General features: G+C 70.7%; 14 protein-coding genes. 10 read left to right on the top strand and 4 right to left on the bottom strand.

Annotation, left to right across the window (positions count from 1 at the left end):
* The first annotated feature begins 37 nt into the window (after positions 1–37).
* A complete protein-coding gene (locus tag NA3_RS24205) occupies positions 38–928 on the top strand; it encodes a helix-turn-helix domain-containing protein (RefSeq protein ID WP_062966046.1) in 891 nt (296 codons plus the stop codon).
* Positions 894–1,322 carry a VOC family protein gene (locus tag NA3_RS24200; protein WP_062965937.1) on the top strand — a complete coding sequence of 143 codons (429 nt, stop codon included), beginning with the start codon at positions 894–896 and terminating at the stop codon, positions 1,320–1,322. Before NA3_RS24205 ends, NA3_RS24200 begins: the two co-directional genes overlap by 35 nt.
* A gap of 54 nt (positions 1,323–1,376) precedes the next feature.
* Here NA3_RS24200 and NA3_RS24195 read toward each other — a convergent pair whose 3' ends face one another.
* Positions 1,377–2,414, bottom strand: coding sequence for a glutathione S-transferase family protein (locus NA3_RS24195; protein WP_062965936.1), 1,038 nt, complete (start codon positions 2,412–2,414; stop codon positions 1,377–1,379).
* A gap of 65 nt (positions 2,415–2,479) precedes the next feature.
* Here NA3_RS24195 and NA3_RS24190 point away from each other — a divergent pair, with 65 nt between their 5' ends.
* Together NA3_RS24190 and NA3_RS24185 are read left to right on the top strand one after the other, a co-directional pair.
* Positions 2,480–3,274, top strand: coding sequence for an enoyl-CoA hydratase/isomerase family protein (locus tag NA3_RS24190; protein ID WP_062965935.1), 795 nt, complete (start codon positions 2,480–2,482; stop codon positions 3,272–3,274).
* Between the two features lie 94 nt (positions 3,275–3,368).
* Entirely contained in the window at positions 3,369–4,625 is a 1,257-nt protein-coding gene (locus NA3_RS24185) for a class I adenylate-forming enzyme family protein (protein ID WP_062965934.1), read from the top strand.
* 24 nt (positions 4,626–4,649) lie between these two features.
* Here the strand turns inward: NA3_RS24185 and NA3_RS24180 are convergent, their stop codons facing one another.
* Positions 4,650–5,441, bottom strand: a complete 792-nt coding sequence (locus NA3_RS24180; protein WP_062965933.1) for a tyrosine-protein phosphatase — start codon at positions 5,439–5,441, stop codon at positions 4,650–4,652.
* A 373-nt stretch (positions 5,442–5,814) separates the two neighbouring features.
* On the opposite strand from NA3_RS24180, the gene NA3_RS24175 reads away from it, so the two are divergent.
* Entirely contained in the window at positions 5,815–6,291 is a 477-nt protein-coding gene (locus NA3_RS24175; RefSeq protein ID WP_227995543.1) for a TetR family transcriptional regulator, read from the top strand.
* A gap of 53 nt (positions 6,292–6,344) precedes the next feature.
* The gene (locus tag NA3_RS24170; RefSeq protein ID WP_062966045.1) at positions 6,345–7,523 is read left to right on the top strand and encodes an amino acid deaminase/aldolase; all 1,179 of its coding nucleotides are present in this window, start codon (positions 6,345–6,347) and stop codon (positions 7,521–7,523) included.
* On the opposite strand, the gene NA3_RS24165 is transcribed toward NA3_RS24170, so the two are convergent.
* Positions 7,520–10,855 carry a bifunctional RecB family nuclease/DEAD/DEAH box helicase gene (locus tag NA3_RS24165; protein WP_227995542.1) on the bottom strand — a complete coding sequence of 1,112 codons (3,336 nt, stop codon included), beginning with the start codon at positions 10,853–10,855 and terminating at the stop codon, positions 7,520–7,522. The genes NA3_RS24170 and NA3_RS24165 overlap by 4 nt on opposite strands.
* A 205-nt stretch (positions 10,856–11,060) precedes the next feature.
* Here NA3_RS24165 and NA3_RS24160 point away from each other — a divergent pair, with 205 nt between their 5' ends.
* From NA3_RS24160 to NA3_RS24145, 4 genes are read left to right on the top strand one after another with little or no spacing between them, the layout of a single operon-like run.
* The gene (locus NA3_RS24160) at positions 11,061–11,705 is read left to right on the top strand and encodes an alpha/beta hydrolase (protein WP_062965930.1); all 645 of its coding nucleotides are present in this window, start codon (positions 11,061–11,063) and stop codon (positions 11,703–11,705) included.
* A gap of 15 nt (positions 11,706–11,720) precedes the next feature.
* Positions 11,721–12,155 (top strand): hypothetical protein, encoded by a 435-nt coding sequence (locus NA3_RS24155; RefSeq protein ID WP_062965929.1) that lies wholly within the window; start codon positions 11,721–11,723, stop codon positions 12,153–12,155.
* The gene (locus NA3_RS24150; protein WP_062965928.1) at positions 12,148–13,548 is read left to right on the top strand and encodes a WXG100 family type VII secretion target; all 1,401 of its coding nucleotides are present in this window, start codon (positions 12,148–12,150) and stop codon (positions 13,546–13,548) included. The genes NA3_RS24155 and NA3_RS24150 overlap by 8 nt, the downstream gene beginning before the upstream one ends.
* Before the next feature lie 39 nt (positions 13,549–13,587).
* A complete protein-coding gene (locus NA3_RS24145) occupies positions 13,588–14,343 on the top strand; it encodes an ESX secretion-associated protein EspG (RefSeq protein ID WP_062965927.1) in 756 nt (251 codons plus the stop codon).
* 21 nt (positions 14,344–14,364) lie between these two features.
* Here the strand turns inward: NA3_RS24145 and NA3_RS24140 are convergent, their stop codons facing one another.
* Positions 14,365–15,009: a phosphoribosyltransferase gene (locus NA3_RS24140; protein ID WP_062965926.1), complete on the bottom strand. Its 645-nt coding sequence runs from the start codon at positions 15,007–15,009 to the stop codon at positions 14,365–14,367.
* Between the last annotated feature and the right edge of the window lie 10 nt (positions 15,010–15,019).

Genomic DNA, 15,019 nt, shown 5'->3' with positions numbered 1-15,019 from the left:
GTTCCGCCGCGCCCGCGCGCCGCCTACCGTGGAGAGGGTGAGTGGTGTCTCCGCGGGAGCGCGCCGGTTGCCCACCCCGTCGTTGCGGCCCTACCTCGGCCGCTACGACGGATATCTGCTGCGTGGATTCGATCCGGGCGTGCACGTCGGCATGCCGAGTACCGCGATCACGGTGATTCTCACCATCGACGAACCGATCGACGTGCCGGTGTCCTCCCACCCCGACCAGGCCGGCGGCCGCTGGGACGCGCTGGCCGGCGGGCTGACGCTGCGGCCGACACTGGTCGCGCACAACGGCTACCAGCACGGAATTCAGCTGGCGGTCACACCGCTGGGTGCGCGGGCGCTGTTCGGAATACCCGCCGGTGAGCTGGGGGAGTGGATCGTCGATCTGTCGGATCTGCTGGGGCCCGACGCCGAGCGGGTGCGGGAGCGGATCGCCGCGACCTCCGACTGGCGCGCGCGGTTCGCCGTGCTGGACGAGGTCTTCTGCGCGCGGGTCGCCGCGATCGATCCGCGCCGGCGCGAGATGGACGCCAACCTCCGCCGGGCCTGGCGGCTGCTGACCGATCCCGCGGGCGCACCCGCGGTCGACCGGGTGGCGCACGACATCGGCTGGAGCAGAAGACATCTGGCCGCGCGATTCGCCGGCGAGTTCGGCATCACGCCCAAGGAGGCCGCGCGGCTGACCCGGTTCGAGGTCTCGCACCGGATGCTGCGCCGGCCCGAGGTGAGCATCGCCGAGGTGGCGGCCGCGACCGGTTATTACGACCAGGCCCACATGGCCCGCGAGTGGCGCGAACTGGCCGGCTGTCCGCCGTCGGTGTGGCGTGCGCGCGAGGTGTTCCCATTCGTCCAAGACGACGGGGCGCCGGGCGAGAAAGGCTGGGTCCATGACCGAAACAACCGATACCGCAACGACCGCTAGCGCGACGACGACGGCCCCGCTGTGGCCGACGTTCGTCTACCGTGACGCCCCGGCCGCGATCGACTTCCTGCAGCGTGCCTTCGGATTCGTCGAAGTCGCCCGCTACGCCACCGACGACGTGGTCCAGCACGCCGAACTCGGCTGGCCCGGCGGGGGCGGCATCATGCTCGGTTCGCAGCGCGAGGATTCCGCGCTCTGTGAGCAGCCGCCGGGGACCGGCTCGGTGTACATCGTCGTCGACGATCCGGACGCGCTCTACGAACGCGCCCGCGCCGCCGGTGCGACGATCGTGCGCGGACTCCGCGACGAGGACTACGGCTCGCGCGGGTTCACCTGCCGCGATCCCGAGGGCGTGTTCTGGAGCTTCGGCACCTACGCGGGAGCCTCCGCATAACGCAGCGACCGCACGAACCGATCCGGTGCGGAGGCGGACCGCCTCCGCACCGGCTCAGACCCAGTCGGCAGCCGGAACTCGTTCCGCCGGCAGTGGCGGTGGAGGCGGCGTGCCGTCGCCGAAGGGCTTGCCGCCCAGCGCTTCTCGGCCGTGTGGGGTGAGCCAGCCCGACAGTTCCGGCCCCTTCGGCACGATCCCGGTCGGATTGATATCGCTGTGCACGATGTAGTAGTGCCGCTTGATCTGCGTGAAATCGACGGTATCGCCGAAGCCCGGGGTCTGGAACAGGTCGCGCGCATAGGCCCACAGCACCGGCTGTTCGGTGAGCTTGTTCCGATTGCATTTGAAATGGCCGTGATACACCGGGTCGAACCGCACCAGCGTGGTGAACAGCCGCACATCGGCCTCGGTGATGGTGTCGCCGACCAGATAACGCTGTTCGCTCAACCGTTCCGACAGCCAGTCCAGCGCGGTGAACAGCCGATCGTAGGCGGCGTCGTAGGCGTCCTGGCTGCCGGCGAAACCGCAGCGGTAGACGCCGTTGTTGACCTCGGTGTAGACGCGCCGGTTCACCTGATCGATCTCGGCGCGCAGCGGTTCGGGATACAGCTGCGGCGCGCCCGGTCGGTGGAACTGCGTCCACTCGGTGGAGAAGTCGAGCGTGATCTGCGCGTAGTCGTTGGTGACCACCCGTCCGGTCGGCACGTCCACCACCGCCGGGACGGTGATGCCGCGCGGATACTCCGGGTCGCGCGCGAGATAGGCGTCGCGCAGAAAGTGGATGCCCAGCACCGGGTCCACCTCGTCCGGATCGAGGTCGAAGGTCCAGCTGCGTTTGTCGTGGGTCGGCCCGCACAACCCCAGCGAGATCACCTGCTCCAGGCCGAGCAGCCGCCGCACGATCAGCGTGCGGTTGGCCCACGGGCAGGCCCGCGCCGCGATCAGCCGGTAGCGCTGCGGTTCGACGGGATAACCGTCGCGGCCGTCGGCGGTGATGCGGGTCGTGATGTAGTTCGTGTCGCGCTTGAATTCGCCGGGCTCGACATAGGTCGCGGTGTTCGAACCGGCGTTCTCGGTCGGCGAGGTATCCACCGCACCAGTCTGGCAGACCGGCGGCCGGGGTACCGGTTATGACGGGTTCTGGATAGATTCGGCCGATGAGCGATTCGAAACCCACCCGGTTGGAGCGGACCGAGACCGAGGCCGGCGCCCAGCTGGCGATCATCACCATCGATCATCCGCCGTTGAACCTGTTCGATTCGGCGCTGCTGGGATCGCTCGCCGCCGATCTCGCCGAGTTGACCGCGAACCCGCCGCGCGCGTTGCTGATCCGCGCCGAGGGCAAGGTCGTCTCCGGCGGGGTCGACGTCCACGAATTCGACGGATTGAGCGTGGACCAGGGCGCCGAACTGTGGCAGCGCTTGTTCCAGAGCATCATCCACCCGGTCGAGGCGCTGCCGTGCCCGGTCGTCTTCGCCGCCCACGGCCTCACCCTGACCGCCGCCTTCGAGATCTCGCTGGCCTGCGACATCCTGCTGGCCTCGCCGAAGGCCAAGTTCGGGCTGGTCGAGACGGTCGTGGGCCTGACGCCGTCGATGGGCGGGCCGCAGCGGCTGGCCGAGCGTGCCGGTTCCGGCCGGGCGCGGGAGCTGGTCATGACCGGCGACCTGTACGACGCGGCCACCCTCGCCGACTGGGGTGTGGTCAACGCGGTGCACGAGGACGTCGACGCCGCGGCCCGGGCGCTGGCCACCCGCCTCGCCGACGGCCCGACCCGCGCCCACGCGGCCACCAAGCAGATCATCGCGGCATGGCGTTCCGGCGGCGTCGAGCATGCCGATTCGGTGACGCCCAAGGTCTCCGGCGAACTGTTCGACACCGAGGATTTGCGGGGTGCGGTGCGCAGCTTCCTGGAGGTCGGCCCGGGGAAGGCGAGCTACACCGGGCGGTGATCACCCGGACAAGTTTGTCGCCTAACGCCCCACGGCTGTGATCTGCGTCATATAGTCACAGGTGCCTGTTGATCGAGGCATCCGGAGGGACTTGATGACGCAGCTTCTGATCGAATATCCGCAGACGCGAAATCCATGGTGTGGCAACCCTCTTGCTCGCGGAGCCGACGGCGTACTGCGGTACGGAAATCTGAATCCGGCCCTCACCGAACTACTCGATGTGCAGGTACACGCGTTCTCGGGCCGGGAGGCGGTCGTCGAGATCGGCGGACCGCGGCTGACCTACCGGCAGCTGTGGCATGCCGCCTCCCGGATCGCCGGCGGACTGCAGGAACACGGAATCGGCTACGGCGACCGGGTTGCCGTGCGGATGCCGGTGGGCGCGCGCTGGGTCCAGGCCTTCCTCGGCGCCCTGCTGTCCGGTGCGGTGCCGGTGCTGGTGCACGACGGGCTGCCCGATGGCGTGGCCGCCCAGGTGATCGCGGACAGCTGCGCGGATTTCGTCCTCGACGGCGGCGGCGCCGATGCCGGGTACGCCGACTTCCCCGACGGCGCGGCCTTCATCGACGACGGCGCGTCACTGAGCGAGCTCGCCCTGCTGTGCTACACCAGCGGCGCTGCGGCCCAGGGCCTTTCGGAGGCGCCGGGCGGTCCGCGCGGCGTCGAGTTGACCAACGAGAATCTGCTCTCGGCGGTGCGCTCGGTGGTGGGCGCCTTCGACCTGCCGACCGACGGACTGCGCAATCTGGTTCTGATGCCGCTGGCGCATGCGAGCGGCTGTGTCGATCAACTGCTGCCGACCTTCGCCGTGGGCGGCACGGTCGTCCTCGCCCCGGATCCGGCCATGATCGCCGAGACGATCGTCGCCGAACGTATCGACATGGTGGCCGCGACGCCTCGCATCTTCGCGGGCCTGCTACCCGAACTGGCCGGATTGCGGGCCGAGGGCGTGCGTCAGGTGTGCAGCGCGGGACATCGCGCCGAACTGGCCGCGACCGACGCCGGCACCGCGGAAATCGTCGCCGAGGCGCTGCGCGAGGTGTTCCCGCTGGCCCGGCAGTGGTCGGTGTGGGGTGCGACCGAGACCAGCGGTATCGGATTGGCTCTGGTGGACAGCGGCGCGACGTCCGGCAGCGACGTTCTCGGATTCCCGTTCGGCGGTACGGAATTGGCGCTGTGGGGGCCGCGGGCGGGGGTGGGCAGCGGCGAGTTGCTCTGTCGCGGCCCGAATATCACCCCGCGCTACTGGAACGACCCGCAGACCACCGAATCGCGGTTCACGGGCAGTTGGTTCCACACCGGAAATCAGGTGAGCATCGATACCGACGGTCTGGTCCACCGCACCGGGTAGCCGGTGCGGGCCGGTCGTACCGGATCACTCCAGCATGCGGGTGTGCAACGCGGCACGCAGCTGCGGCGTGATGCCGATGGCGTCGAGATAGCCGTCGAGGGTGCCGTAGCGGCGGTGCATGGCCTCGGTGCCGGCGGCGAGGTATTCGATGCTCACCCCCAGCAGGGCGGGCGGCAGCGGCTCGCCGGAATTGCGTGCCACGTCGGCGGCCAGCGATTCGACCGCCTCGTTGCTGAGCAGATAGTCGGCCAGGACGTTGTCCTCGGTGACGCCGACCGCCCGCAGCAGGGTGGCGACCGCCCAGCCGGTGCGGTCCTTGCCGGCCGCGCAGTGCACCAGCACCGCGCCGTCGCCGCGGGCCAGCGACCGGGCCATGGCGGTGATCGCGACGCCCGCCTCCGGCATCGAGGGGAATTCCGCGTAGACCTCGAGCAGATCGAGGTGGCGGCTGGTCGTGGCCGCGTTGTCCTGTCCGGCGGCCTCATGGGGCGGCAGCGCCGTCTCCTGTGGAGCCTCGTGCGGCGCCCGGGCGGCGCCGACGCCGGAGTGGAACGGTGTCACCTCCAGCCGAATGCCGTCGGGAAGGATGTCGACGCCCATTCGGTCGGCCTCGCCGGGTCCGCGCAGATCGTGCACGGTGGCGACGCCGAGCCGGCGCAGGATGGCGTGTCCGCGTTCGTCCAGCCGGCACAGCTGAGCCGACCGGAGCAGAACTCCGCTGCGAATCTTGGTCCCGCTCGCCGTGCGCAGGCCGCCGACGTCGCGGTAGTTGAAGGTGCCGGGAATGTGGAGATGATCGGGGCGCACCGTTGTCACGACTCCAGGTTATCGGCGTGTTCGAGGCGGGGAGTGAGCCTTGGCCCACCTGTGTGCTCGCCCACATCGATATAACGATTCCGGCCCGGAGGCCGTAGAGTTCTGGGCGTTTGCGCTTGGGCGCCGCCCGCGCTGACCGTGGGGGATTCGCCGCCGAACCACCGCGCGGGGTGTGTCGGAGAGGTAACAAAACAATCTTTCAGTACGGAACGGCCTATCGAACCTGGTCGCGATCCCCGAAAACCCTCTAACATTGACGGATGTTGAACGGGTCGCCCGAGGTAGACCTCGGAAGAGATCACCGCGGATCCGATGCCCGTTGAACGAGCCGCGCAGGCGAGGTGCGCGAGTTCTTTCGCCGAGGGAGTCGTCGTTGAGCGCTAGTGGAGAGATGATTCGGGTCCGGCCGCGGCCGATCGTGCAGGAGGCCATCGACGCCGCGTCGGCCGCCTGCGACTGCACGGGCACGCGCGCGTTGCGGGTGGTTCTGCACGCCGGCGTGAGTGCGATGTGGTCGGCCATCCGGGCCACGCCGCAACGGCAGGTGCACACGCTGGATCTCACGATCAGTTCCTTACGCCGCCGCTGGGAGGGGGAGGCCGACTGCTCCGGGCTCTCGGCGACGGAGTGGCTGCGTGACCTGGACGCCGAGGTCGCCGCCGCGCTGGACGCGTGCGCCGAGCGTTCGAACACCCAGTGGATCGAGCCGGTGGCGGCGATATCGGCGTATGTGCTGGCCGTGATCCAGGGTGCGGTGCTGCGGTGGCTCGCCGACGGTGACGACGAGACCACGCTCGTGGTGCTGGACGATCTGGTCGCCACGCTGATCACCAAGGCGGTCGATCGGTAACGACGCGCCCGGTTCTCCTGGACGTGTGACCAGTTTCGTGATTGTCTGATGTGGTGACAGACGCGTCGCCCATCGCCGACCTGCACGCCGCCACCGCGGACCTCGATCCGCCCCTGGCCGCGCTGGACCTGAGCGCGTTGCGCGCCAACGCAGCGGACCTGGTGCGCCGGGCCCGCGGCGTGCCGATCCGGGTGGCCAGCAAATCGGTGCGCTGCCGCGCGGTCCTCGAGGAAGTGCTCGGACCGGGGCTCACCGGCCGCGGCGGATTCGCCGGCATCATGTCCTATTCGTTGCGCGAGGCACTGTGGCTGGCCGGACACGGGGCGCGCGACATCCTGCTCGGCTATCCGAGCGTCGATCGCGCCGCGCTGGCCGACTTGGCCGGCGACGCCACCCTGCTCGATTCGATCACGCTGATGGTCGACGACGTCGCGCAGCTGGATCTGATTCGCGCCGCGGTCGGCGGCGCCGGAATCAGCCCGCGCGTCTGCCTGGACGTGGACGCCTCGTTGCGGATCGGCCCGCTGCACCTGGGGGTGCGCCGATCGCCGATCCGGACACCGGAGCAGGCCGAGCGGCTGGCCCGCGCCGCCGGCGAGCGCGGCTTCCGGGTGGTGGGGGTGATGACCTACGAGGCCCAGATCGCCGGCCTGCCCGACACCAATCCCGCGGTGCGGCTGGTCAAACGGCTCTCCGCGGCCGAAATCGGCACGCGCCGTACGCAGGTGCTGGAGGCGGTGCGTTCGGTGGCCGGTGAACTCGAGATCGTCAACAGCGGCGGCAGCGGGTCGATCGAGGTGAGTGTGGCGGCGCCCGAGGTCACCGAGGTGACCGCCGGATCCGGTCTCTACGTGCCGACGCTGTTCGACGGATATCGCGCCTTCACGCCCCATCCCGCGCTGTATTTCGCGCTGCCGGTGCTGCGCCGCCCGGCCGCCGATATAGCCACCGTCTTCGCCGGTGGCTATATCGCCTCCGGCCCGGCCGGTGCCTCGCGGGTGCCGAAGCCGGTGTGGCCCAAGGGTTTGCGGTTGATCGGCACCGAGGGCGCGGGAGAGGTGCAGACGCCGTTCACCGGTGCCGCGGACCTGTCCGTCGGGGATCGGGTGTGGATGCGCCACGCCAAGGCCGGTGAGCTCTGCGAACGCTTCGACGCCATCCACATCGTGGACGCCGGCGACCGGCGCACCACGGTGCCGACCTATCGCGGCGAGGGCCGCAACTTCGGCTAGTCGCTCCCGGTCAGTTCGAGATAGGCGGCCAGATCGGGCAGTTGTTCGGGTGTATCGGGTAGGTAGTCGGTGAGCAGCGGGGACGCCACGACGATCGCCGCCCACATCGCCCGGGAGACGGCGGTGGTCAGCCAGTGCCGCGAGAGCAGATCGTCCATGCCGTGCGGTGCGTCGGCGGGGGCCGAGGTCGTCATCGAGATCAGCACGACCGCAGCCTCCCGCCCGCGGAACCGATCGGCGGTGCCGACCACCACATCCTCGATCCTGGCCCGCGACAACAGCATTCGAATGCGCGCCACCTGCGCGTGATAGGGCGTGACCACCAGGATGTCGTGCGGATGCAGCCGCCGGGTCAGCACGCCCTGGCGCCAGGTGCGGCCCAGCAGGGACCGGACCTGACGGACGATCTCGCGGGCCTCCTCCGCGGATTCGGTGCTGTTGCCGTGATGTTCGACCGGCACCGCGCGCACGCCCGGCGCGACGCCCTCGAGTTCGCGCGCCAGTGTCACCGTCTCGTTCGAGCGCAGCCGGCGACCGTAGCGCAGCGACGACACCGGCCCGCACACCTGCGGATGCATCCGCCAAGTGCGTTCCAGGAAATAACCGAAAGCCGTAGGGACCGTGGGGTTGTCGCCGACGATGCGGCCCAGGGCCGATTCGTGGACGCGCTCCGGGTGCAGGCCGGTACCCGGCAGCGGAGCCGGATCGCCGATCAGCAGCAGATTCCGCGCCGAGGCGCCGACCGCGATCGCCTGCGCCAGCGGGAAATATCCGGCGTCGGCGATCACCAGTAGATCCAGACTCTGCGGCGCCACCTGCTCGGGATCGGTGAAATCGCCTGTGAGACCGCCGATCACGCAGCCGTTCACCGCGTTGTCGAGGAAGCGCGGATAGCGGTCGGCGGCGATTCCCAGCCATTCCGGAGCCACGGTGTGCACATCCGATTTGGCGACCAGTTCGGGCAGGACGCCCACGCGGACCACCGCGTCGAGCAACGCCTCGGCGGCCGAATGTGTTTGCGCCACCACACCGACGCGCCATTTGTAGCGGGTCACCAGCCGCTCGATCACCCGGGCCGCGGTATCGAGTTTGCCGGTGCCCGAGGGGCCCTGCACCGCGAGGTACGAGCGGTCGAGATCGAGCACCGCCGCGGTGATCGCGGCCGCGTAGTCACCGAAGACCTGCGGCAGCGCGGTCGCACCGTGCAGCCGGGGCCGGCGCCGGCACAGCAGATCGAAGGCGGCCGTCAGCGGGACGTCGGGCAGGCTGACCAGCAGTTCGTGCGCGACGGCGTTCAGCGCCTGTTCCAGATTGTCGTCACGGCCCGGCGGATCGGGCACGATGGCGACCGGCAGTTCGTCGTACGGAGCGCAGCCCGGCGGCAGCAACTCCTCCACCCGCACCACATCGTCGAAGTTATCGTCGAGGGCGAAGCCGAGCACCGTCGCGGCCGCGGTGGCGCGCCGGCCGGGGGTGGCCGGAAGGTCGGGGACGGGCGAATCGTAGAGCGTGCGTACCGCGGTGCCCGGAGGCGGCGGGCGGCCGGTGCCCAGCCTGCCGGTCAGCTTCAGGTAGCGCCGCATCGGGCGGTCGTCGGTGTGCTGCCATTTGGTGTCGACGCTGGCCCAGTCCGCGACGAGAACGCCCGGGGTGTCGGCCCATTCGCCGATCGGCCGATGCAGACGGTCCTCGTGCGCCCAGTGCAGCGGTTGCCGCTCGCGCCGGTGATACCCCAGTACCGCGGCCATCATGGCGGCGGCTTGCTGTCCGGCACTGCGGGTCTCGTCGTAGTCGAAGGCGAATTCGCGCAGCGCCGCCTCCACCGCGGCCGGTTGTTCGGCGAGGGTGCGGCGCGGAACCGGGCAGGGCTGGATGTCGTGCTCGGCGGCGAGCTCGCACAGTCGCTCGCGCAACCGCAGCGTTGCCGCACAGGAGGATTCGAGATCGGCGCGGACCGGTTCCGCCTCGGGGTCGAGCAGGCCGAGTACTTCCGGCAGATCGTAGGATCGAGCGCCGATCAGCAGCGCGGAACGCACGATCGGGTACAGGTCCAGCAGCGCGCCGAGCAGATCGTCGGCGGTCTCCTCGTCGGCGCCGCAGCGCGCGCACAGGTCGGCCAGCAGCGTCCGGATCGGCGAGCAGAAGTGGTAGATCCGCAGGTCGGGATGATGCTGCTGGCGGTCGGCGAGAAATTCCAGCAGCGCCACCGGATCGTGGGTGGTGAAGGCGTGGAACAGGAACACGCCGTCGCCGCCGTCCGCGCCGCGCGCGGAGACTCCGACTCCGACGGCCGATCCGGCGACCGAGACGAAGACGTCCCCGGCGTCGGGCCGGGCCAGCTCACCGAAGGCGGCCGCATCGGTGACGGCGTAGGCCGGGCGCCCGGTGCGCTCGCGGCGCAACTGCAGTTCGGCCTGCCGTCGCAGCGTCGAAAAGGTCTGCACCGCAACACCGGTCACCGACGAATCCGCGGCGGCGAGGCGATCGACCGTGGTGATGCCGGCATCGCGCAGTTGCGCCCGCACCGACGGTCGCATCCCGGCCACCAGCAGCAGATCGCGCCCGGCCACCAGTTCGGCGGTACAGCTCGCGCATCGCCCACAGGCGAGGTAGCGGCGGTCTCCCCACTGCACGGGAAGCAGTTCGTCCTGTTTGGCGGTGAGGATCGCGGCGAGCCGAATCCGCCGCGCCGCGTACACCGTGTCGGCCGGACCGAGTTCGTAGATCCGTTCCGCACCCGCGCCGTCCCGGATCCGGACCCACGGATCGACGTCGAACCCGTTGTCGCGCACCATCCGCGCACACGCGGCCGCCTCCATGAGCGCCGCCACATCGGACGACGTCGAGCGGACGTACAGCACGAAGCAGGAACTCGGGATCGGCGACGCTTCGTGGGCCTCGTCGGCGACGCCCCCAGCCGGAGCCTCGCCGGACGCGCCGATGTCCGGCAGCGCCGCGGGTCGCCGCACGCGCACCGGTGCGGGGTCGTCGCGGCGGACGAGAACGGCGCATCCGGCCGCGAAGGTCCCGTCGAAGAATGTGGCCCCGAATACCGCCGGCGCATCGCTGCCGAGTGCGGCGACGGTCCGGTCGTGCACGCCGCGCAACTCCGCGGCCGTGGCGGCGGCCGGCGGATCGATCGAGATCACGCTCGCGCCGAGGGCCGCGTACACATCGTCGAACACGTCGTCCGGCAGTGCCCGCGAGCCGAGCGGAAAGCTCACCGGATCGGTCGTATTCGGCGAAACGACAAGGCCCAGTTCGGTATCGAGCGCGCGCAGCAGCGCGAATTCGCAGCGCGCTGCCCTCACCAGGTCATCGGTGCTGCACACGACACGATCACCGAACAGAATCAATCGCGGCCCTCCTGAGTTCCGGACACCCGCACGCGGCCGACGCACCGCTCGCGTGCCGAGTCGCGCAACAGCGTAATCTTTCGAGGTCGTACGGCGTGGCGTGAGGGGGGCGTGTCGGATATCGGTCTCACGTCGCCGGGCCGGACCCGCGCACCGGCGACCCGCCCGTGACAATGGGGTGATGCCGTACTTCCAGGGTGCCCGCGGTCGACTGCACTACCGCCGGTGGCCGGTGGAGCGGCCGGTGGCGCTGGTGGCGTTCCTGCCCGGAACCGGCCAGCACAGCGGGCATTACCATCGGCTCGGCCGTGGCCTGGGTGCGCGCGATATCGAAGTCTGGTGTCTGGACACCGCCGGCCAGGGGCTGAGCGAAGGCGACCCGGGGGCGCCGGGAACGCTGCCCGAACTGGCGGCCGACGCGGCCGCGCTGGTCCGGGTGATGCGCGCCGAGCAGCCCGGTCCGCCACTGTTCCTGGCGGGCCACTCCCTCGGGGCCGCGACCTGTCTCGCGTCGATGTCGTTGCCGGAGATGTCCGGGTGCGCGGGCATGGTGCTGACCGGAACCCCGAAGCGGGCCGTCGAATCGCCCGCTGCGGTGCCGCCCGAGCTGCCGATCCTGGCGCTGCACGGCGTCGACGACCGCCGCGCACCGATCGACTCCGCGCGCGTGTGGTCGGCCCGGCACCGGTCGGTGGGGTTGCACGAGTACACCGATGCCGGGCACGATTTGCTGCACGAGCCGGTGCATGCGGCGGTCACCGCCGATATCGCGGAGTGGATTCGCGAGGTCGCGGACCGTCGTCACGGCGCCACGGAAGTGGGTTGAGAAAGGGGGACCGCGATGCAGTCACAAGAGGCCGGGAATCTGCGCAACGATGTCGGTGCGCTGGCCCAGGCGGTGGACGACGGAGAGTTGTGGATCGACGGCGTACTCGTCGGCGACGGCACCCACGAACGCTGCGCGCGCCGCTACGAGACACTGGCCGACCAGGTCGAGCAGCAGATCCGCGCACTCGGTGCGGCCGCGTCGTTGCCCGGATTCGGTGGCTTCGAGTCGGGCCGGTCGCTGCGCCGCGGCTTCGAAGGAAAGGCCGCCGACGCGGCCGATCGCTTACGCGAATACGCCGATGCCGCACGGCAATTCGCACAGACCCTGCGTGCTGCCGCAGCCGCCTACGCCCAGCACGACGCCGACGCCGCCGCGGCGATCGGAAAGACCGCACCACCTCCGGCGGTGGTACAGCCGTCGCAGCCGGTGGGGGTCGGACATGCATAGGGTCAGCGGCAACGGGACACCGCCGGCGCAGGGGCATACCGATCCGGATTACGCCCCGACGGTCGAGGTGTTCGACAACCTCACCCATCGCGATATCCAGCGCGGGGTGCAGGAATTGAATCCCGAGATCATCAGCGCGGGCCGTCAGGCATGGCAGAGTTCGGCGGCCGGGATGGCCGACGCCGTCCAGTCCGCGCACACCGAAATCCGCGGTGCCATCGCCGACGGCTGGCGCGGTGGGGCCGCGCAACTGGCCGCCGACGCGGTGACCGCCTTCGAACGACTGGGCCAGCAGCTGTCCGATGTGATGGCGGTTGTCGGCCAACGACTCGCGCAGGCCACCGACGCAGCCGAGACATTGCGTGCCTCGGTATCGCAACAGGCGACCGCCCATCCGGATCTGGAAGCGGCGCTGCTGGATCCGAAACAGGCGACGGCCAACGCCGCCGTGCAGAAGAGCGCCGAGAACGTGCGCCAGGACGCCGTGCGGGTGATGGATTCGGTCTATGCCGGTGTCTTCCTGCGCACCGGCGACAGCGTGCCGGCGTTTCCCGACGGCGGCATGTACCCGAATCCCGCTGTCGTGCCGCCGGGTTACGAGGCGACCGCACCGGGTGGGGGCAGTGCGGACCTGGTCGGCGGGGCGACGGGCTCGCGAGTGACGCCGACTGTGGACGGACCCCAGGGACCGGAAGCGGTTCCGGCGGATCGGCCGAGCGAACCCGGCGGCGATCGGCCCGGCGGTGATCAGCCCGGCAGTGATCAGCTTGGCGGTGATCGGCCCGGCGGTGACCAGCCGGCCCCCGACCGGCCCGTAACCGTGACGCCGGCCGCGGTCGCACCGACGACGCTGATAGAGCCCACGGCACCGGCCGCCACTCCGGTGACCAGCACCCTTCCCGCCGCCGCGGTCCCCGATACCCCGGTGGCAACCGCCGATCCGGTTGTCGCGCAATCGAAACCGGCCAACGACGGGCAACCCGCACCCGGAACCGGGGCGCCGGCCGCTCCGGGCGTGGCCCCCGCGGCCGTGGGTCCCGCAGGGTCGGCCACCGGCCCGGCGTCGACGGCGCAGAGCTCCGATTCGACAAAACGCGACGACCACGACCAGGACCGCAACTCCGGCGCGGACTCGATGTCCGGCATGGGCGCGGGCATCGTGGGCGGCCTGGCCGGGGGCGCGTTCGCCGCGGGCGATGCCGTGCGACAGGGCCCGTCGACTCCGGTGGCGGCGAAGCCGATCCGCCGCGACGACGAGGACGACGAGGACTACTACCCCGAATTCGACGACGAACCGACCTTCCTCGAACCGGCCGAGCCGGGCGGCGAACTGGTCGGGCACCTCGCCCCGACCACCCCACCCGTACTGGGCGAATGGTCCGAGGATGACTGATCGCGCGGTGACGGCGGGTGACCAGGCGGGCCGGCGGCGGTGAAATGGACGCTGACGCCCGACCAGTTCGCGATGGCGTGGCAACGGATCGACGGTGACCGGATCCCGTATCCGCTCGCGGTGCGATTGTCCGCCCGCGACAGCGCCGAACGGGCCGCGCAGCTCCCGGAGCTGATCGAATGGTGCGATCGCACCGTGGACCCCGATCTGGAGGCGGCGCTGCGACTGCTCGCCCGGCCCGCCGTATGCGTCGAGGTCTTCGGCGAACACGGCGCGGGGCAGGCCCGGCCCGTCCGGGTGCTGGGCGCGGCCGCCGGCCACATCACGGTGGTCGCGGCCCAGCGCCACGGCAGCGCGCCCGACCGCGGCGGCGATGTGCGGCTGTTCGTCGGGAACTCCAGCACCCTCGCGGCCCGGGTGGTCTCGCTGCTGCCGGAGTGCCCGCCCGGGGCGGAACCGCGCCGCACGGCACCGCTGGACCGGGTGCGCGAGGACAGTCGCGATCTGGTGACCGTGCCGGTCGCCGGCCCCTCCACCACGGCGCGGATGCGGCGGTTGCTCAAACAGCCCCGCGACGGCATCGGCCAGATCGTGGTCTCCGCGCGTCGCGCCGACGACAGCATGCGCCCGCTCGGCGTGCTGTGCTGGATCGACGTCACTGGTGACGGCCGCTACGCGGTCCGCACCCGTGCGGAGGTCGATATCGCCGGCGTCACCGCCGAAACCTTCGCCGCGCAATTGCGCCCGCTGGTCGCGGCCGCGGAACGAGTGGTCGCCGACGACAACGAATGGTGAAAACGTCTGCCCTGCACGGGCTCAGCCGCCGGGCTGGTGCGCCGTGCGCAGCAGATCCAGCATCTCGTCGTCATCGAGTTGATGGAAATCGCGATACGCCCCGCCGACTCCGCCGAGGGAGCGCGGAATCCACGGGCACACCGTCTCCCGCGCCAGGCCGCGCAGCCGTTCCATCGCCTCGATAGACGACACCGGCACCCCCACCGTGATCCACCGTGGCCGGTGCGACTGCGCCACGCGGCACGCCGCGGCGACCGTCGCGCCCGTGGCCATCCCGTCGTCGACGATCACCACCGCGCGATCGTGGATCGGCACCCGCGGCACCTGCGCGCGCACCACCCGCTGCCGCCGCGACAACTCCGCGCGCTCGGCCTCCTCCACGGCGGCGATCTGTTCGGATCGCACGCCGGTCTGGCGCACCACATCGTCGTTGAGAACCCGGACCCCGTCCTCGCCGATCGCGCCCATCGCCAGTTCGGGTTGCCACGGCACGCCGAGTTTGCGGACGAGCAGCACATCCAGATCCCCGCCGATGACCTCGCGCACGGCGGCCGCGACCGGCACCCCACCACGCGGCAGTCCCAGCACCAGGGGATGCCACGCCCGCAGGTGCGACAGCGACTCACCCAGCGTGCGACCGGCCGACCGACGATCCGGATAGATCATGGTGCCGTCC

This window comes from Nocardia africana NBRC 100379 (assembly GCF_001612635.1).
GTDB lineage: Bacteria > Actinomycetota > Actinomycetes > Mycobacteriales > Mycobacteriaceae > Nocardia > Nocardia africana.
The sequence above is the reverse complement of the archived record's forward strand: the minus strand, read 5'-3'. Positions and strand labels throughout refer to the sequence as shown.

Coding starts and splice junctions, on each gene's coding strand:
- NA3_RS24200 (WP_062965937.1), top strand. CDS start 894: ATGACCGAAACAACCGATACCGCAACGACCGCTAGCGCGACGACGACG.
- NA3_RS24190 (WP_062965935.1), top strand. CDS start 2,480: ATGAGCGATTCGAAACCCACCCGGTTGGAGCGGACCGAGACCGAGGCC.
- NA3_RS24185 (WP_062965934.1), top strand. CDS start 3,369: ATGACGCAGCTTCTGATCGAATATCCGCAGACGCGAAATCCATGGTGT.
- NA3_RS24160 (WP_062965930.1), top strand. CDS start 11,061: ATGCCGTACTTCCAGGGTGCCCGCGGTCGACTGCACTACCGCCGGTGG.
- NA3_RS24155 (WP_062965929.1), top strand. CDS start 11,721: ATGCAGTCACAAGAGGCCGGGAATCTGCGCAACGATGTCGGTGCGCTG.
- NA3_RS24150 (WP_062965928.1), top strand. CDS start 12,148: ATGCATAGGGTCAGCGGCAACGGGACACCGCCGGCGCAGGGGCATACC.
- NA3_RS24140 (WP_062965926.1), bottom strand. CDS start 15,009: ATGATCTATCCGGATCGTCGGTCGGCCGGTCGCACGCTGGGTGAGTCG.